Source organism: Tenacibaculum sp. MAR_2009_124 (genome assembly GCF_900105455.1).
Taxonomy (GTDB): domain Bacteria; phylum Bacteroidota; class Bacteroidia; order Flavobacteriales; family Flavobacteriaceae; genus Polaribacter.
Genome location: NZ_FNSF01000005.1, coordinates 902517 through 919606 on the forward strand (window position 1 = coordinate 902517; position 17090 = coordinate 919606).

A 17090-nucleotide genomic window follows, 5' to 3' on the forward strand; every position below is an offset into this window, starting at 1 on the left:
TAAAATACTAAAAAATGGATAATTTTTTATTTGCGGGGTTAGCATTTTTAGTTGCTATCGTATATTTTTATAATAAATACAGGAGTAACAAAAAGTTTAGAAGAAAGTGAACAATATTAGAATAACAAAGCAATTTAGCTTTGAAACAGGGCATGCACTTTATGGATATGATGGAAAGTGTAAAAATGTTCATGGACACAGTTACAAATTATCTGTAACGGTTATAGGGAAACCTATTGGTGATTCTACGAATGTGAAGTTTGGAATGGTCATTGACTTTGGCGATCTTAAAAAGATTGTTAAAGAGGAAATAGTTGATGTGTTTGATCATGCTACAGTGTTTAATAAAAACACACCGCATGTTGAATTAGCAAAAGAACTTAGCGATAGAGGGCATCATGTTATTTTAGTTGATTATCAGCCTACAAGTGAAATGATGATTATTGATTTTTCAAAAAAAATTAAAAAACGACTTCCTGATAACATAAAATTACATTCATTAAAGCTACAAGAAACAGAAACTAGTTTTGCTGAATGGTATGAAGAGGACAATTAAAATGATGATTTCGTGTAATACTTTACTGATTTTGGTTACCTATTAAATAAAACCGAGAGTATGTTAGTTAAATTATTATGCCAATTTTATCAATATGAAGTAAGAACCTTCAAAAGAATTTTAGGAATAAAATAAAGAAGAGCGAGAAATTTCTCGCTCTTCTTTATTTATAATATTGACGGAAGTTTACTTACCGTTAAACTCGTTCATTGTATTTGCTAGGCCAGCTGTTATAAATGAAGTTACAGCATTTACACTAAATGGAATACGTTCAATCATAACGCTTTCTTCCTCCTTACTCCATGTACCTAATACAAAGTCAACCTGATTTCCTTTTCTGTATTGCGATCCTACACCAAATCGAAAACGTGGGTAAGCTCCTGTATTAAACTTATCTTGAATGTCTTTTAAGCCATTGTGTCCACCAGAACTTCCTTTTCCTTTAATGCGAATTTTAGCGAAATCGATGTTTAAATCATCCGTGATAACGAGTAAATTTTCTACCTGGATGTTTTCTTTTTTCATCCAATAAACCACTGCCTTACCACTTAAATTCATATAAGTGTTGGGTTTTAAAACAGTAACTGTTTTTCCCTTAACCTTAACGGTAGCTATATCACCTAACTTTTCCGTTTCAAAACTACCACTATGTTCTTTTACAAAGGCATCAACAATTTTAAACCCAATATTATGGCGAGTGTTGTCGTATTTTTCACCAATATTACCAAGACCTACAATTAAAAATTTTTTCATTTGAATTTCTTTATCAAGTGTTTCCGGACGATTAAATAAATTTTTGAAGTATTTGAAAATAGCCATGCGTTAAAATTAAAAAAGCGCTACACAAGTGTAACGCTTTTTTTTCTTACTTATGATAAGATATTTTTTAAGCTTCAGCTTCGTCAGTTGCTTTTGCAGCATTACGAGACATACGTACTTGTGCAACAACAGTATTGTCTGGGTGCAAAATAGTAAATTTGTCGTTTGCTAATTCAGTAACATATAATTTGTTACCAATTTCTAATTCAGTGATATCCGCTTCAATAAAATCAGGCAAATTAGCTGGTAACGCTTTTACTTTTAATTTACGTAAATTATGACGTAAAGCACCACCGATCATAACTCCTTTAGACGTTCCTGTTAAATGAACAGGGATTTCCATAGAAATTGCCTTATCTTCAAATATTTGATAAAAATCAACGTGTAAAATGTTATCAGATACTGGGTGAAACTGAATGTCTTGTAAAACAGCTGTGTATGATTGTCCGTCAAGTTCAATCGTCGCAGTATAAACGTTTGGAGTATAAACTAATGATTTAAATGCTTTTTCTTCAGCTGAAAAATGTACAGGTTTGTCTCCTCCGTATAATACGCAAGGAACCTTTCCAGCATTACGTAGGGCTTTAGTAGCTACTTTACCTACGCTTTCTCTTTGAGATCCTTTGATTGTAATTGATTGCATTACTTTTTTATTTAAATTAAATTACATTAAAAATTCATCGCTAATTGATGTGTTGTCTTGCACTTTGTGCATTACATCTGCGAATAAAGTGGCGCAAGATACTACTTTTATTTTAGATATTTGCTTTTTTAAAGGGATTGTATCTGAAACAATTAGCTCTGTTAGTTTTGATTTTTCAATTTTTTCGTAAGCATCGCCTGAAAGAATTGGGTGCGTTATAATTGCACGTACACTTAAAGCTCCTCTTTCTATCATTAAATCAGCCGCTTTAGTTAATGTACCACCAGTATCAATCATGTCATCGACAAGAATTACATTCTTACCAGTAACATCACCAATAAGTTCCATATGACCAATAACATTTGCTTTTTTACGCTGTTTGTAACAAATTACTACATCGCTTGTTAAAAACTTAGAATAGGCATATGCTCTTTTTGACCCTCCCATGTCTGGAGAAGCTACCGTTAAATTATCTAACTTTAAGCTCTCAACATATGGTAAGAAAATTGAAGAAGCGAATAAATGATCTACTGGTTTTTCAAAGAACCCCTGAATTTGATCAGCATGTAAATCCATGGTCATAATTCGTGTAGCTCCAGCTTCTTCCAAAAGTTTTGCTATTAATTTTGCTCCGATAGCAACTCTCGGTTTGTCTTTTCTATCCTGACGAGCCCAACCAAAATAAGGCATAACAGCTGTTATATGTCTTGCAGATGCACGTTTAGCGGCATCTAACATTAATAACATTTCCATTAAATTGTCGGCATTAGGAAAGGTAGAGCCAATAATAAATATTCTTCGCCCTCTTACCGATTCTTCAAAAGCAGGCTGAAATTCGCCATCACTAAAGCGCAATATGTTAACATTACCTAGTTCAATTCCAAATTTCTTTGCAATTTCTTCTGCTAATTCTGTACTTTGAGAACAAGCAAAAATTTTCGGACTTAATTGATTTGCAAGCATTTACTGAATGTGTTTTTTTGTATGTGTTGTTATATGCTGGCAAAAATAAAACTATTTTAAGAGATTGAAAGTAATTTATTGAATTAACTAAAATATTTTATAGATTTGCAATCTCAATTAAAACGCCAAAGTGGTGGAATTGGTAGACACGTTGGATTCAAAATCCAATGTTCGCAAGGACGTGTGGGTTCGAGTCCCACCTTTGGTACTGAAATTAAAAATCCGAGTTTTTACTCGGATTTTTTCTTTTTTAGAAATAACTTTTAATAAAAGTTCTACTTGCTAATTTAGTTATCTAAAACTATTGTTTTTTAAGTCTATCGTGTAATTGATTGTTTTATAACTTTTTATTGATTTTGTGTATTTTAATATAGTTTATATCTATAGTTTTTAAATAAGTTATAGTTTAATTATATATAGTTTTGGGTAAATCAATTAATAGTTTAAAAATGAAGAAAATAGTATTAAGTGCATTCGTTGCAATTCTATTCTTCTCATGCAATGGTAAACAAAACCAAACTGAGAAAGAAGAAGGAGGTGGATGTCCTTTTGGATTTGACAAAGGACATAAAAAAGAACAAATTTCTGAAAAGAAATTGAATAATGATTGGTGGCCGAATAAACTAAATTTAGATGTTTTGGCTCAAAACTCAGCATTAACTGACCCCATGGGAACTGGTTTTAGTTATGCTGATGAATTTAGTAAGTTAGATTATAAAGCTTTGAAAGCTGATTTAACAAAATTAATGACCGATTCTAAAGATTGGTGGCCAGCAGATTACGGGCATTATGGGCCATTATTTATTAGAATGTCTTGGCATAGTGCTGGTACCTACAGAACAGGTGATGGAAGAGGAGGAACACGAATGGGCTTACAACGTTTTGCACCACAGAATAGTTGGCCGGATAACGGAAACCTTGATAAAGCCAGAAGATTATTGTGGCCAATTAAACAAAAGTATGGAAAGAAAATTTCTTGGGCCGATTTAATGATTTTGGCTGGAAATGTTGCTATTGAATCTATGGGACTAAAAACAATTGGTTTTGCTGGAGGGAGAGAAGATGTTTGGGTTCCACAGGAAGATGTGTATTGGGGATCAGAATCTGGATGGTTAGAAAGTAGAAGGTTGAATGAAAAAGGAGAATTAGATTTAGAAGTTGAAAATCCGTTAGCAGCGGTTCAAATGGGATTGATTTATGTAAATCCTGAAGGACCTAATGGAAACCCAGATCCAGTAGCTTCAGCAAAGAATATTCGAATTTCTTTTGGAAGAATGGGAATGAATGATGAAGAAACTGTAGCGTTAATTGCTGGTGGGCACACATTTGGAAAAACACATGGAGCCGGATCAGCAGATAATGTTGGAGCTTCACCTGAAGGGGCAGGAATTGAAGAACAAGGTTTAGGGTGGAAAAGTACTTATAAATCAGGTAAAGGAAAAGACGCAATTACTTCTGGTTTGGAAGTTATTTGGACACCAACACCAACACGATGGAGTCATGCTTTTTTAAATACTTTATTTGACAATGAATGGGAATTAACTAAAAGTCCGGCAGGAGCGCATCAATGGGCTGCAAAAGATGTAGGTGAGGTTTTTCCGGATGCCTTCGATAAAAATGTAAGACATAGACCAACTATGTTAACTTCTGATTTAGCATTGAAATTTGATCCTGAGTATAAGAAAGTATGTCAAAAGTTTTTAGATGATCCATTATCGTTTGATGCTGCTTTTGCAAAAGCATGGTTTAAATTAACACACAGAGATATGGGGCCTAAAACAACCTATTTAGGACCTGAAATCCCTCAAGAAGATTTTATTTGGCAAGATCCAATACCTGCTGCTGAAAAAGTAATTTCTAAAGGAAATATAACTTCATTAAAAAAGTCAATTTTAAACTCTGGAATTCCAGCAAATCAATTGATAGAAACTGCTTGGGCTTCTGCTTCATCTTATCGCGGATCGGATAGACGAGGAGGTGCTAATGGAGCACGTATTCGTTTAGAACCTCAAGTAAATTGGGAGAGTAATAATCCTGAACAATTGAAGAAAGTATTGGCAGTATATGAGAAAATACAATCAGATTTCAATAACTCAAATGAAACGAAAGTTTCTATTGCAGATTTAATTGTTTTGGGAGGTTCGGCAGCGGTTGAAGTAGCAGCAAAAAAAGCTGGATATGGTGTTGAAGTACCATTTACACCTGGAAGAATGGATGCGTCGCAAGAACAAACAGACACTAGTTCTTTTGAAGTATTAGAGCCTATGGCTGATGGATTTAGAAATTATCAAAAGAAAAAATATACTTTAAAAACTGAAGAATTATTAGTTGACAAAGCGCAATTACTTACGTTAACAGTTCCTGAAATGACAGTTTTAGTAGGAGGAATGAGAGCATTAGATGCGAATTTTAACAACTCGAAAAACGGAGTGCTTACCAATAATCCTGGTGTGTTAACAAATGATTTTTTTGTGAACCTTTTAGATATGGAAACATCTTGGACTCCAGTTTCTGAAGATAAATTTGAATTTGAAGGCAAAGAAAGAGCGACTAAGAACGTAAAATGGAAAGCTACCAGAGCAGATTTAATTTTTGGTTCTAATTCTGAACTTAGAGCAATTGCCGAGGTATATGCTAGTAGTGATGCTAAGGAGAAGTTTGTAAACGATTTTGTGAACGCTTGGGTAAAGGTGATGAACTTAGATCGATTTGATGTAAAATCATAAGTAACACGTAGATCGTTTCTGATATAGGTCAGATTAGAAATGGAATGAAGGGTATGGCTAATAGGAAGCGAGATAAATTTATCTCGCTTCATTTTTTTTATTTGTAAGAAAGAATTGTATTTTTACTCACGTAAGTTAGCTTACAAATATATTGAGAGATAAATTATCTCAATGAAAAATGGGGATGTAGCTCAGTTGGCTAGAGTGTTTGACTGGCAGTCAAAAGGTCGCGGGTTCGAGCCCCGCCTTCTCCACACCTCAAACCCCCAGTAATACTGGGGGTTTTTAGTTTTATAAGTTTTGTTATCTTTGTACAAATAAGGCTGATTTTGGCTATTTTTGACCAAAAAAGGAGAAAAAAAGGAGAAATTTTTATGAAGGGTAGGTTAGTACTTGATACAAAGAAAGGTCAGCTTAGGAAAGACGGATTTCCTGTTGTTGTAAAGTTATCGCATAAAGGTGATAAAAAACCCTTTTCACTTGGAATTAATTTTTTTGAAGATGAATGGGATTTCAAAAAAGAAGAACCCCTAAACAACAAAAGAGATATTCTCTACATAAAAAAGAAAAAATTATTACTTGAAGAGCTGCTTTTTATGGCTCTTGATGATCCAAGTATTAATTTTGAATATATTAAGCTTAAATTAAAAGGAGAAGAAGAAACTGTAACTACGCAGTGTTTTTATGAGTTTTCTGAGTTTTATATTGGTGAATTAAAAAAGAAACTTGATGACAAAGGATTAGAAAAAATTGGAAATGCAAATAGTTATGCTGCAGCTATTGCACAAATGAAGGTTTTTAGAAAAAAGTTGATGTTTAGTGAGATTGATTATACGTTACTTTCTAATTTTAAAAACTGGCAGTTTAGTAAAGGGAATAAAAAAAACACCATTGCTGCTTATATGAAATCGTATCGTGCTTTATATAATGAAGCTGCAAGAAGAGGTTTGATTGAAAATAAAAAGCCTTTTGAAGGTGTTTTTAAGGGAATAACGGTAAAAAGTAACCGAACACAGAAGAAGCATATAAGTAAAGAAACTCTGAAGATTTTAGAGGATATTGAAGGGTTACCTTTTGGTAGACAAAGATGTTTGGATTTATGGTTACTCCAGTTTTATTTGGGTGGTGTAGATTTTAAAGATTTATACTTTTTAGAAAACTTCCAAATAGCAAAAGGAAGAGTGTTTTTTACTCGTGGTAAACTAGACGAAAACGGATACCAGTTTGATTTAAAAATATTCCCAAAAGCAGCAAAGATTATAGATAAGTATAGGATGAAAAACGATCGCTTTGTTTTTCCCTGGAGGAAAGATTATACAGGGTATAAAACTTTCTATTCAAGAGTTCTTACTAATTTATTGAGAATTCAGAAAGATTATGAAATTAACGTTGAACCAATGGGTGCAAATTTCGGAACCAAGGTTTCAAGGCATACGTTTGCGACTATAGGATCAAGGTTGTTTATTGAACCAGATATATTAAGAACCTTAATGGGGCACGAGCGTGATGATATTGATATGGTGTATAAAGATGTGTATCCTCAAAAAGTAAGAGATAAAAACCATTTGAAAATAATATCTACGGAATAATAGAAATTTTTATCTAAATTTCACCCAAGCTAAAAGTCTAAAGACGTTGAATAAAAAAGACACTTGTTTTCAAGTGTCTTTTTCTTTGCAAAAGTTATTAGTTTGGTTAGTCAAAACTTTCGAGCTGATGCAAAACTAAAACTATGTTCGTTTTGTTCAAACACCTAAAAACCTTTATTAACAACTAGTAATAACCCTAGGTGTTAATAAGGGTTTTTACTAGTTTTTATTTAACATTTCAAAACCTAGCTTTGTAACTTAGTTAAAAGGATTTTGCTTTAAAATATTTAGAAATTATTTGCTAGTTTTACGGATGCCCGTAAGGAACTATGAAAAAGATTACTTTACTTAGCGAATCTTTTAAAAGATTAAGAAAAAAAATGTATAAAAACACCCTGCTAATACTACTACTATTTGGGGCTTTTACTGTTTTTGGAGCTACTTCTGTTGTCCGAAAAATTACCCCCAACACTAATATTTCCATTAATTATTTTGAAAATAGTGAAGGAATTCAGCTCAATGAAGTTGAAGGACCCATGGAGCATTATACCAATAGTGAAGAAGGATAATTTACGAAAAACTAACTAACCAAACAGAATATAATAAAATGAAAAAAGTAGTATTGCTCTTTTTGTTAATCACGACTTTAAATGTTAATTCACAAAACTGGAAATATAAATCTGGAAAATCTGAATTTGACGGTAGTTATAAAACTTCTTATATAACAGGAAAAGGTTCAGAATTTCCCTATAATGATCCTCAGTTAGTAATAAATAAATTTGGAGACTCTGAAGATTTTAATTTATATATTTCAGGGGCGGGATATTTTCAGGATAAAAATAAAACAGAAATTAAATTTGTTGTTGATAGCGAGCCAGGTATAATTTATTCTACAGATTCATTTAGTCTATCTTCAGGTGGGAAAAACGTCTTTTTGAATAAATTCACCAAAGCTAATTCTAAGTATAAAATAAGTAAATACGAATTTGTTGAAAAACTCAAGGTTGCTTCAAAAATTTCTATAAGAATTTCGAATAATTATGGAAGTAATGATTTGACTTTTACATTAAGAGGAAGTACAAAGGCTATTAATTTTGTATTGCCCATAAAAGAATTTAATGCTAAGATTGAGGCAATTAAAAAAAATAGAGAAGAAGAGGAAGAACTAGACAATTTAATTGAAGTTAAAGTTTCTGAGATAATTGGACCCGCTCAGAAATATAAGATGAAAGAGTCTAGTCTGTCTAGTTTGAAATCAGAACTCAAAAAAGAAATTATAGAAGGAAATTTTTATAAATCTATTTGTGTTAAGCCTGACAAGGATTTTTTTGAAAAATTAGGCTATGTCGAGGTTTTCGGAATTATTGAAGATGGAAATATGAAAAAGATTTCAGGATCATTTAAAGTAGAAAAAGACTCTCCGTTATTCCAAGAGGTAGAAGAAAAAGAAAAAGAGAAAAAAGAAAGAGAAAAGGAAGAAGCTATAAGAAATAAGGAGAAAAAAGAAAGAGAAAAGCGAAAACTTAAAGGAGAAAAGGACAGAATTTACGCTCTGTTAGAAAAATTTAAAATTAGTGATTTAAAAGACTTTATATATGAGGTCGTAGATGAAGCTGAAAAGTTTAGCTATTCTCCTTCATGGAAACTCAATCAGGTAAAAAAGGTTAGTGCAATTTTTCCTACCTACAAATTGAGAGGTACAAAGAAAGCAAAAGTACTTATTCATTTAGACAGCGGAGAAATTGTAACTAGAGAGAAGTATACTTATGGATTAAAAGTTGGTAAAAAACAATTGAAAACTATTGGAGTTAAACTAAACCAAATATTTTAGTATAATTAAACGAAATACTTAATTAGCTATTACTTTTACTCTTAAATAATTATTAATTTAAAAAGAGTAACAGAATGAAAAAATTAGCATTAGTTTTCGTATTAGTAGCAGGTTTAGTAACATTAAATAGTTGTACAGATAATAGCTTAGAAGAATTAGAAATTAGAAATGAAGAACAAAGCCAATTACAACTTGTCGACCCAACAGAAGACCCAAACGTCGACACAGATCCTGACGACGAAACAGGTAATGAGTAATAAAATAAAAGGAGTAATATTGGGCATTGTATCATTTTTAATTGTTACAATGTCTTTACTTCATATCTTCTTTCCTCCTAAATCCAATGATGCTATTGACCATAAAAAGACATATAAAAAAATAATACAAAAGAGAGACAATGGAAATATAAAACTAATTGAAGGTTTTAATGAAGAAATTAAAACCATTCAGAATAGAGACTCCATTGTTAAGCTAGCGATGAAACTCTCAGTGGATTATAAAAATCATTATGAAAATTCAAGAACTGAATTAAGACAATACACAAAGAAAAAAGCACAAATTAATATAGATCATTCTTTTAGAGGAAGGAGTAGTTTTAGATTATGGGTGTTTATGTTTGGTATTGTAATTTTAGGGTTGTTTTTTGCTTGTAAATCTTTATATCACGACATAACTATTGGTAGTACGTTTAGGATGCATTTTATTTCTTTTTCAGGAATTTTTGTGAGTTTGTTTTGGCTAATTCACTTGATCTTTTTAACACATAAAGACTTTGATAGGAGTAATTATTTCATGTTAATTTTAATCTGTGCTTTGCTATCAGCAATTTTCACTTATTTTTTTGTAAAGTATTATTCATACAAAGATGCAATAATCAAAAACTTACTTAAATTCATTTTGAGAGTAAAAACGATACATGTTCATGAGTTGGGGGTTAAATCATTATTTGCGGAAAGAGTTGGTGTCAAAATCAGCGATGAGGAAAAGAAGGTAGATGATTTATTGGATGAATTCGACTCAGATTTAAAAGAAACTATTAAAGATTTGTAGGTATGGAAAAATTAAGAAAGTTTGTTAAGGAGATTTTTCGTACTAAATTTATAGAAAAAGACAAAAAAGAAGAGTACCAGGAGGAATCGAAGGCAATTATTAAGGAGGATGTAATTAAAAAGCTAGATAACAGGTTGAGTTCAATCAAGGAAAGTAGGAGCAATTATCGCAAATATAGAATAAGATTGGAGGTATTGAACGAAATTCTAGAAGAAGATCCGAGCTATTACAGCGAAGAAGAAATAAAGAGTATTATTAATTAATTTTTATTTTTAAGTTTTTTATAGGTTCTAAGTTTCTCTATGGCTTCTTTTGCTTTTTCTTTTTCTTCGTCAAAAAGAAGTAATTCCATATTCATCTGAAAGTACTTTCTGAAATTAACATCTTGGATAAGCTCTTCATTATTATCTATTAAGAAATTCAGAAGTTCTATTTTATCCATTTCATCAAATAAGCTTGAGGATTTAGATAAAATCATACTGCCTTCTCCAGTTAACAACCATTTTGTGTCAATATTTGGATAAGTTTCACATATTTTTTTTAAAACTTCGTACGAAGGGTTTCTTCCTTCATTGACTATTCTTCCTATTGTCACGTTATTGGTTAAACCAATTTTCTTGCTAAAGGTGCTTTTGTTCTCACCCAAATAATCTATAATAAGTTTTATTCTTTCAGATATAACCATGTGTTGTATTGCAATAGGCAAAACAAAATAAAACTAACTTTAGTTTGTTTTACTAACTTTATGTTGTATATTTGACCTGTACCAAACAAATATAGTTAAAAAACTTAAGTACAGTGTTAAATAAGATCAACATACAAAAATATACAAATCCTTTAAATACGGAGGGTAACAGAAAGCAATTTCACGGCTCACAATTGATCTTTGGCCGTGAGTTGCTTTTTTCTTTATACAAAATAATTTCCCTAAGTAAGTTTTGGTTAAGGTTTAGTTAGAAGGCATCCCTGATATTAAGCGGGGGCTCGTTGAAGGGATTCTTTCTGCTAAATAAATGAAAAATAAAAATGAATCATTCAATATCCATAGAAGAAACACAAAAGTTTGTAAACTACCTTAATGAGGCTGGTTTAATGGTTGTTGAAAAAAAGGCACTAAACGATATGTTTAGAAAAATTAGTCTAGAATCTCAGGTCGATAAAAGGCATAAGTTGCTTACAAGGAAGCAATTGAAGGAGAAACACGGTGTTTCTAGACGTTGGCTCGATAAACAACTTAATGATCCTAATACTTTAATAAAGTATGATCCAGGTACTAGTAGAACAAGTACCCAAAAGTTTAACGAGCAATCAATATTAGATGAACGAGCAAGGTTAATGATTTAACCTTTAAAAATACCAATGGGAAGAATAATTAATTCTTCAAAAAAGCAACTCCGATAGAGGCTTTTATTGCGAGTTGCTTTTAACAACATTTTTGACATAGTTTAGAGTAGTTAGTTTTTACCTTGATTTTTGGTTAGGAGGGGCTACTATTAATGTAGCCTCTTTACTTTAAACTATTTAAAAATGCAATAAGTAATAAAAAAGCAATTATAGTATGAAGTAATACCCTTTTATCATGATAGAAGAACATCCTTATTTTTCGAGATTTCAACTGGTAAAACAAACTAATTTATCAAAACATTTTAAGTTTAAAAATTTGTTGGTTAAACTTTTCGAAGAACCAAAAAAACATGTAAAATCGGTTAGTGTACATCAAGAAAATGGTACCGTTTTAATAAAAGATATGTTTTATTCAAATACGGAGGAATTAATTTTTATTCTGAATCGAGTTCCTGAAGTCCTTTATTCATGCCCGAAAGATATTTCTTCACAATCTATAGTAGCCTTTTTTGGACAGAATTGTAAGCCTAAAAACACATAAATAATATGAAAACAAAAGTATTTTCATTTCCAAAAGAAAAGGATTTTATTATTCCAGGAGAGTTAATAAAAATTGAAGTTTATCATAATTCATTTGGTGTTTTTTATCAATTTGAAGGGACTGAAAAGTTCGAACACCAACTAATTATTCGAACATCAATTTATCCGATAAATACATTAGTTACTTTTTTTCAGGTAAATGGTAAAGCGGATAAAAATTATTTTGTTCAACGCCCCAAGGAGTTGCTAAGTCCTTAGTTTTTATTAGGCCATAGTTTTTGTCGGATTCTCATGTCAAAAGTTGAACAACAAGAATGTATTTCTGCTTTAACATACTTTAAATCAGACTCAACAAATCTAACAATAGTATCAGAAGAACATGAGTTACACCTCATACCTTTTAATTCGGGTTTATAGGCTAAATCTCTCTGGTTTCTGGCTTTTTCATTAAGAAAGGCACTACCAGTTTTAATTTCGTATTTAATCATAAGTACAGTAAAATATAAGTAAACTAAAAATACATAAATAATATGAAAACAAAACCAAAGAATGTCAACGAAATAGAAGTAGTTGATTGTGTAGAAATTACAACAAAAAAAAGTGGCCCGAATTGCAGCTCCGACCACTTTTACGAATCAGATAATTAGATAAATAAATGACCTAAATATCATGACCAAAGCTACTAAAAATACTTCAGAAAACACTACCGTTTTCTCGAAAATTGGCACCTACAATATAAGGGTGCACGAATTTCTCAAACAGACATCCATTTCTCCTGTTGTTCAAGCTGCAATTAAGCATTTTAAAGACAACGCCCAGTTACGAAAACTTACAAACAATCAGTATAATAAAGAGGTTGAGGAATTTAATAATGCTCATGGTTTTTATATTACTAAAAAGGGAACTGAATTTGAAAGCCCCCAGAAGTATTATTCCTACATAAACTATCCGTTTTTAGATAGAGAAGCTCTAAAAACTACCATGGATAACTACCGAAAGTTTGTTTATGAATACAATAAAAAGGCAGAAACTGATAATGTTGATATCAGGGAATACAATAAAAAAACAGTCCTTAAAAACAGCGAGCTTTCCGATATACAAAAGAAGGTTAAAAAGGACTTCTACAAAGAAAATAAGTGTCTCTTTGTGAAGGATTACAATGATCTGGCAGAAAGTGAGAATGAAAGAGAACCTATCATTCCTAAAAGGCTTGTACAAAAAATTAAGTATCAAAGTGAGTTAATATTTCATGTTTTAATAGGTTTTTATGTAGGGCAATTAAAAAGGCGTAATGCGTATTTAATGAACATAAACAAGCCTACAAGTGTATTTAAAAACGATTTACCTAAGTTAGAAATAGATCATAGGAAATTAGCCACTCATAAAATAGCAAGCATACCAAGGCTTGATATTTGTAAAAAAACCGCTCAAAACCATGTTAAAAGACTTCGAGAAGCTGGTGTCTTAATAAACTATATAAAAGTTAACCAAAAGAAACCTATTAAGGTAAATTTTAATTCGAAAATTTTGGTAATTCTGGACGGGAAGTCGCCAAATTCTCAAACGCCTGAAAATAAACAGCTTTTAGGTGGTTTTAAGAAAAACTTACCTGATAATAAAGAGTCTTTTTCTTTTTGTAAAAAAGGAAAAGAAATAAAAGACTATGCAAAGAGCATAGTTGAGAACAAATGCGGTTCGATGCTGGAGGGAAACGTGAGCAGCCCTGTTTTTTACAAGAGCACCAAAGAGAAGAATAATAAAAACACACTTGGCGCGGAAAAAATTAAAAACTTAGTCCCCGATTTTTTGAAAAAAGAGGTTTCGGAAGCCAAGAAATACAGTGAAAAACAAAAAAACCAAGCTCGAAATTTCATTTATAAAATTGAAGACGATCAAATACTTGCTGAAAAACTGTTTGCTGGCCATTACGATGATTACAAGGGTTTAAGATATGAGCAATTAAAAAAAATCGAAAACAACCCGATGGTTGATCGCGAAGAATTTAGAGCAGTATTGCTTCAGGACTTCGTAAAACAATGGGCGAAAATTTGGAAGAATAGAGGTGTGTTTGTTGGTGAATGGAAGAAAACCATTAACAGACTCAACGAAAGCTCTTTATTCGCACAAAAAAGTTCAGAAAATTCTATTGTGGTCCTTCACAAGGCTACTCAAATAGAACATGTAAAGAAGTATAGATGGTTGTTAAAGTGGGCAAATGATTGGTTTAGAAAAAGTGAAGTTTCTCCTTTATTTCCTTACAAGTATTTCGATGCAACTAGAAAAAAATCTAATGAAATTGGGTTTTATGGACTCCATTCTGTTTGGAAATCTCATTTGAAATACCAGGAGAAACGAAAAACCGAAAAGCAAACTCAGGTACTGTCAGCAAATAAGCGAAACAACCGCTTAAATAATCAAAAGAAGTTGGCTAAGGCACTAAAAAAATACGAAATGGGGAGTTATTCGGATATGGAGCTCTATAACTACGTAAAGGATAATTTACCTCATGACTATTTATTGCAGCTATCAAGCCTAATTAATAACAATAACCAAAATTTCGCATAAAATAACTACTAACCTAATTAACCTATGGTCAACAAAAAAACTACCTCTAAAAAATGCAAATGTGGCAAAAGTTCTACATGTAGTAATTGCTCAAAAGTTAAAATGGTAATTCTGCTAAAAACAGGTTACGAGCATTTGAAAAAGGACTACGGAAATGAAAAAAAATACAATCCAGTTTGGTACAACCATTTAAAATATAATAAGAAACCTATAAATGTACTTATTGACGAGATGTTTAGGCGTTTCGAAAAAAAAGGGAAATACTCAGGAGCCGCTAACAAAGTTAATTTTTACGACAATGATACTGGAAAATTAATAGAAAGTAAAACTCCTTAAAAATGAAGGTAAAAATTAAATTTTCAGTTGAGCAGATAGTTGCCATAAACAAACTGCTAAATGAGCTTTATACCTTATCCTTTAATAATTATAACACCATGCAAAAGGTTCAAATTTCAATAGGAGTAAAGCTGTCGGACACTTTTGAAAAGAAGAAAAGAGGCTTGTATAAGAAACTTGACCTTTTAAATGCTAATGAAAAAAAGTCAATGGAGTTTCTGTATCATGAAGCTTGGGCATTAAAGGAACTACTTATTAATGAAATTGGAATTTTAGATAATGCATTCCATAAGATTCAAGCTCAAAATGCTATCGACTTGTTAGACGAAAAAATTCCTAGTTATGAATAGAAAGATTCCATTATATGAGCGTTTAACATCAATGGATTCGCTATCGTATTCAGTAATTAGTTATGGTGTTTTTTACGGTATAAAACACGCCGCCTTTCTATTTGTGTTGTTTACTTTTTTAATAGCCAATGACTATATAAGAATTGTATCCTCATTGTTTTACGGTTATTTCATTGCAAAAGCAATGCTTGATACTTCCGTGAATATATCAGAAAAAAAGGAATGGGTAATCAAATCCATATCCGTATTTGATTTTTTAGTACTCTGTGTAATTACCGATATTTTAAATAGAACTAGCATTGTTGATATTATCAACTTGTTAATATTTAATGCCTTTGTTACCTATTTGGGTTTTTGGTTGAATACTGTTTTTGTTGAAAGAGTAAAGGCAAAGCAGCGAGAAGCACTCGGTAAGCAGGAAAAAGCAGATGTAGAGCAAAATATAGCAGAGTTAAAGAAAGAGTTAGCAGACTACGAGCAACAAAAAGCAGCTACGGAGCATGAGTTAGAAAATATTAAGCAAGAAATAGCTGATTTAACATGTCCGCATTGCCAAAGGAAGCTTGAGAGCAAAAAGGCAAGAGATGCTCACAAAGGAAGATGTAAAGACAATCCAAAAAATCAAGAATAGAAAACAAAATCTAATAAAAAGTATCAAATAACTAAATATGTAAAGTATGTTTTTTTGATACGTATTAACCACTTTAAAACCTTAAGAAAATGATCAAAAGAACAAGAGCAGAATTAAACAAATGTATTGTGCACAAAGTAGCTAATAAGTACAACACAGGTAAGAATTCTTTTTCAGAACATTTAATACGTTTTGATGAAGAAAGTTACGAGCTGTTACTTCCTTTCTTATTAAAACCTTTTAGCTCAGTTACTCAGAGTTATAGATTTTTTCATCACTCTGACCTCCAGTTAAACAAAATGAGTGAGTTTTCTAACATCATTTTTGATGATGAAAACAGTTTCATAGAGCAGTCGAAAAATATTGTAAACCATTTATATGAGCAATCGAACTCAGCTAATATTAAAACGGGAGACGTGCTAGTCACTTATTTCGAAGGTATTGAATATAAGGATGTATTAGTAGAAGCTGTTGGTGTTTTTAAAATTGAAAGTAAAGTAGATTTTTTTCAAACATATAGTGATGAAGAAGGTAGTTATGATGTTGTTGTTCAAAAAGGAATCTCTCCTAGAAAGTTAGATAAAGGATGTTTAATTCTTAATACTACGGACGTTGAAGGAACCGTTGTTCTATCTGTTGATAACAATAACTACGATGCTCAATATTGGATTAATAACTTTTTAAGCATAAAGTATGCCGATGATAGGAATTTGCATACTCAAAATTACTTGGAGTTATGTAAGGAGTTTTCTGAAGAGGTGATTAAATCAGAATTTGGTAAGCAAAAACAGAGTTCTTTTTTAGCGAATACCGTCGATTATTTTAAAGAACATGAAAGTATTGACTACAGTGCTTTTAAAGAAGATGTTTTTGAAGATGATAAGTCCAAAAGCATGTTTGAAGATTATAAAAAGCATTTTGAAAAGCTGAATGATATCGTTATTCGAAACAATTTTGATGTTTCGGATCCAGTATTAAAGAAGGAAAAAAGCAAGTTTAAAACTGAAATAAAGCTCGATACGAATATCCAAATTAAAATAGATGTTGATGCTCCAGATGCACCTTCAGAATATTTGGAACGAGGATATGATGAAGAAAAGAAAATGAAGTTTTATAAAGTGTTTTTTAATTCGGAGAAATAAGAAAC

The 17090-nt window shown here is 31.5% G+C and carries 21 protein-coding genes and 2 tRNA genes; 18 read left to right on the top strand and 5 right to left on the bottom strand.

The genetic code is table 11. The features are described 5' to 3' along the window. Positions 1 to 106: 106 nt before the first annotated feature. Entirely contained in the window at positions 107 to 556 is a 450-nt protein-coding gene (locus BLW23_RS14635; RefSeq protein WP_093671118.1) for a 6-pyruvoyl trahydropterin synthase family protein, read from the top strand. Between the two features lie 186 nt (positions 557 to 742). Here BLW23_RS14635 and pth read toward each other — a convergent pair whose 3' ends face one another. From pth to BLW23_RS14650, 3 genes are all read right to left on the bottom strand, one after another. Continuing rightward, positions 743 to 1309: an aminoacyl-tRNA hydrolase gene (pth, locus tag BLW23_RS14640; protein WP_093671834.1), complete on the bottom strand. Its 567-nt coding sequence runs from the start codon at positions 1307 to 1309 to the stop codon at positions 743 to 745. 133 nt (positions 1310 to 1442) lie between these two features. Continuing rightward, entirely contained in the window at positions 1443 to 2018 is a 576-nt protein-coding gene (locus BLW23_RS14645; RefSeq protein WP_093671120.1) for a 50S ribosomal protein L25/general stress protein Ctc, read from the bottom strand. Between the two features lie 21 nt (positions 2019 to 2039). Further along, entirely contained in the window at positions 2040 to 2981 is a 942-nt protein-coding gene (locus BLW23_RS14650; protein ID WP_093671122.1) for a ribose-phosphate pyrophosphokinase, read from the bottom strand. A 124-nt stretch (positions 2982 to 3105) separates the two neighbouring features. On the opposite strand from BLW23_RS14650, the gene BLW23_RS14655 reads away from it, so the two are divergent. The 9 genes from BLW23_RS14655 (at position 3106) to BLW23_RS14695 (ending at position 10440) form a co-directional block, all read left to right on the top strand. Then, positions 3106 to 3189, top strand: a tRNA-Leu gene (locus tag BLW23_RS14655). Between the two features lie 241 nt (positions 3190 to 3430). Next, a complete protein-coding gene (katG, locus tag BLW23_RS14660) occupies positions 3431 to 5707 on the top strand; it encodes a catalase/peroxidase HPI (protein ID WP_093671124.1) in 2277 nt (758 codons plus the stop codon). A gap of 180 nt (positions 5708 to 5887) precedes the next feature. After that, positions 5888 to 5961 (top strand) — tRNA-Ala (locus BLW23_RS14665). 120 nt (positions 5962 to 6081) lie between these two features. Beyond that, positions 6082 to 7296 (top strand): tyrosine-type recombinase/integrase, encoded by a 1215-nt coding sequence (locus BLW23_RS14670; RefSeq protein WP_143032189.1) that lies wholly within the window; start codon positions 6082 to 6084, stop codon positions 7294 to 7296. Positions 7297 to 7676: 380 nt separating this feature from the next. Next, positions 7677 to 7865: a hypothetical protein gene (locus BLW23_RS14675; protein ID WP_143032190.1), complete on the top strand. Its 189-nt coding sequence runs from the start codon at positions 7677 to 7679 to the stop codon at positions 7863 to 7865. Between the two features lie 38 nt (positions 7866 to 7903). Continuing rightward, on the top strand, positions 7904 to 9127 hold the full coding sequence (locus tag BLW23_RS14680) for a hypothetical protein (protein ID WP_093671130.1): 1224 nt from the start codon (positions 7904 to 7906) through the stop codon (positions 9125 to 9127). A gap of 74 nt (positions 9128 to 9201) precedes the next feature. Beyond that, on the top strand, positions 9202 to 9384 hold the full coding sequence (locus BLW23_RS14685; protein ID WP_093671132.1) for a hypothetical protein: 183 nt from the start codon (positions 9202 to 9204) through the stop codon (positions 9382 to 9384). Then, positions 9377 to 10177, top strand: a complete 801-nt coding sequence (locus BLW23_RS14690) for a hypothetical protein (RefSeq protein ID WP_093671134.1) — start codon at positions 9377 to 9379, stop codon at positions 10175 to 10177. Before BLW23_RS14685 ends, BLW23_RS14690 begins: the two co-directional genes overlap by 8 nt. A gap of 2 nt (positions 10178 to 10179) precedes the next feature. Then, positions 10180 to 10440, top strand: coding sequence for a hypothetical protein (locus tag BLW23_RS14695; protein ID WP_093671136.1), 261 nt, complete (start codon positions 10180 to 10182; stop codon positions 10438 to 10440). Here the strand turns inward: BLW23_RS14695 and BLW23_RS14700 are convergent. After that, positions 10437 to 10862 carry a helix-turn-helix domain-containing protein gene (locus tag BLW23_RS14700; protein ID WP_093671138.1) on the bottom strand — a complete coding sequence of 142 codons (426 nt, stop codon included), beginning with the start codon at positions 10860 to 10862 and terminating at the stop codon, positions 10437 to 10439. The genes BLW23_RS14695 and BLW23_RS14700 overlap by 4 nt on opposite strands. Before the next feature lie 341 nt (positions 10863 to 11203). Between BLW23_RS14700 and BLW23_RS14705 the strand changes: the two genes are divergently transcribed. The 3 genes from BLW23_RS14705 to BLW23_RS14715 all read left to right on the top strand — a co-directional run bounded on the left by BLW23_RS14705 (position 11204) and on the right by BLW23_RS14715 (position 12319). Then, positions 11204 to 11521 (top strand): hypothetical protein, encoded by a 318-nt coding sequence (locus BLW23_RS14705; protein WP_093671140.1) that lies wholly within the window; start codon positions 11204 to 11206, stop codon positions 11519 to 11521. A gap of 235 nt (positions 11522 to 11756) precedes the next feature. Beyond that, positions 11757 to 12062, top strand: a complete 306-nt coding sequence (locus tag BLW23_RS14710; RefSeq protein ID WP_093671142.1) for a hypothetical protein — start codon at positions 11757 to 11759, stop codon at positions 12060 to 12062. 5 nt (positions 12063 to 12067) lie between these two features. Continuing rightward, positions 12068 to 12319 carry a hypothetical protein gene (locus tag BLW23_RS14715; protein WP_093671144.1) on the top strand — a complete coding sequence of 84 codons (252 nt, stop codon included), beginning with the start codon at positions 12068 to 12070 and terminating at the stop codon, positions 12317 to 12319. On the opposite strand, the gene BLW23_RS14720 is transcribed toward BLW23_RS14715, so the two are convergent. Continuing rightward, complete coding sequence (locus BLW23_RS14720) at positions 12316 to 12549, bottom strand: hypothetical protein (RefSeq protein WP_093671146.1); 234 nt, start codon at positions 12547 to 12549, stop codon at positions 12316 to 12318. The genes BLW23_RS14715 and BLW23_RS14720 overlap by 4 nt on opposite strands. A 181-nt stretch (positions 12550 to 12730) precedes the next feature. On the opposite strand from BLW23_RS14720, the gene BLW23_RS14725 reads away from it, so the two are divergent. From BLW23_RS14725 to BLW23_RS14745, 5 genes are all read left to right on the top strand, one after another. Then, a complete protein-coding gene (locus BLW23_RS14725) occupies positions 12731 to 14626 on the top strand; it encodes a hypothetical protein (protein WP_093671148.1) in 1896 nt (631 codons plus the stop codon). A 102-nt stretch (positions 14627 to 14728) separates the two neighbouring features. Continuing rightward, positions 14729 to 14962, top strand: coding sequence for a hypothetical protein (locus BLW23_RS14730; RefSeq protein ID WP_093671150.1), 234 nt, complete (start codon positions 14729 to 14731; stop codon positions 14960 to 14962). 2 nt (positions 14963 to 14964) lie between these two features. After that, positions 14965 to 15312, top strand: coding sequence for a hypothetical protein (locus BLW23_RS14735; RefSeq protein WP_093671152.1), 348 nt, complete (start codon positions 14965 to 14967; stop codon positions 15310 to 15312). Then, on the top strand, positions 15305 to 15943 hold the full coding sequence (locus tag BLW23_RS14740) for a hypothetical protein (RefSeq protein WP_093671154.1): 639 nt from the start codon (positions 15305 to 15307) through the stop codon (positions 15941 to 15943). The genes BLW23_RS14735 and BLW23_RS14740 overlap by 8 nt, the downstream gene beginning before the upstream one ends. Before the next feature lie 89 nt (positions 15944 to 16032). Continuing rightward, positions 16033 to 17085, top strand: coding sequence for a nucleoid-associated protein (locus BLW23_RS14745; protein WP_093671156.1), 1053 nt, complete (start codon positions 16033 to 16035; stop codon positions 17083 to 17085). Positions 17086 to 17090 lie beyond the last annotated feature (5 nt).

Bases quoted from the DNA above. Each gene is read 5' to 3' on its own strand.
- pth (WP_093671834.1), bottom strand. From the start codon at position 1,309: ATGAAAAAATTTTTAATTGTAGGTCTTGGTAATATTGGTGAAAAATAC.
- BLW23_RS14645 (WP_093671120.1), bottom strand. From the start codon at position 2,018: ATGCAATCAATTACAATCAAAGGATCTCAAAGAGAAAGCGTAGGTAAA.
- BLW23_RS14650 (WP_093671122.1), bottom strand. From the start codon at position 2,981: ATGCTTGCAAATCAATTAAGTCCGAAAATTTTTGCTTGTTCTCAAAGT.
- katG (WP_093671124.1), top strand. From the start codon at position 3,431: ATGAAGAAAATAGTATTAAGTGCATTCGTTGCAATTCTATTCTTCTCA.
- BLW23_RS14670 (WP_143032189.1), top strand. From the start codon at position 6,082: ATGAAGGGTAGGTTAGTACTTGATACAAAGAAAGGTCAGCTTAGGAAA.
- BLW23_RS14675 (WP_143032190.1), top strand. From the start codon at position 7,677: ATGTATAAAAACACCCTGCTAATACTACTACTATTTGGGGCTTTTACT.
- BLW23_RS14680 (WP_093671130.1), top strand. From the start codon at position 7,904: ATGAAAAAAGTAGTATTGCTCTTTTTGTTAATCACGACTTTAAATGTT.
- BLW23_RS14685 (WP_093671132.1), top strand. From the start codon at position 9,202: ATGAAAAAATTAGCATTAGTTTTCGTATTAGTAGCAGGTTTAGTAACA.
- BLW23_RS14690 (WP_093671134.1), top strand. From the start codon at position 9,377: ATGAGTAATAAAATAAAAGGAGTAATATTGGGCATTGTATCATTTTTA.
- BLW23_RS14695 (WP_093671136.1), top strand. From the start codon at position 10,180: ATGGAAAAATTAAGAAAGTTTGTTAAGGAGATTTTTCGTACTAAATTT.
- BLW23_RS14700 (WP_093671138.1), bottom strand. From the start codon at position 10,862: ATGGTTATATCTGAAAGAATAAAACTTATTATAGATTATTTGGGTGAG.
- BLW23_RS14705 (WP_093671140.1), top strand. From the start codon at position 11,204: ATGAATCATTCAATATCCATAGAAGAAACACAAAAGTTTGTAAACTAC.
- BLW23_RS14710 (WP_093671142.1), top strand. From the start codon at position 11,757: ATGATAGAAGAACATCCTTATTTTTCGAGATTTCAACTGGTAAAACAA.
- BLW23_RS14715 (WP_093671144.1), top strand. From the start codon at position 12,068: ATGAAAACAAAAGTATTTTCATTTCCAAAAGAAAAGGATTTTATTATT.
- BLW23_RS14720 (WP_093671146.1), bottom strand. From the start codon at position 12,549: ATGATTAAATACGAAATTAAAACTGGTAGTGCCTTTCTTAATGAAAAA.
- BLW23_RS14725 (WP_093671148.1), top strand. From the start codon at position 12,731: ATGACCAAAGCTACTAAAAATACTTCAGAAAACACTACCGTTTTCTCG.
- BLW23_RS14730 (WP_093671150.1), top strand. From the start codon at position 14,729: ATGGTAATTCTGCTAAAAACAGGTTACGAGCATTTGAAAAAGGACTAC.
- BLW23_RS14735 (WP_093671152.1), top strand. From the start codon at position 14,965: ATGAAGGTAAAAATTAAATTTTCAGTTGAGCAGATAGTTGCCATAAAC.
- BLW23_RS14740 (WP_093671154.1), top strand. From the start codon at position 15,305: ATGAATAGAAAGATTCCATTATATGAGCGTTTAACATCAATGGATTCG.
- BLW23_RS14745 (WP_093671156.1), top strand. From the start codon at position 16,033: ATGATCAAAAGAACAAGAGCAGAATTAAACAAATGTATTGTGCACAAA.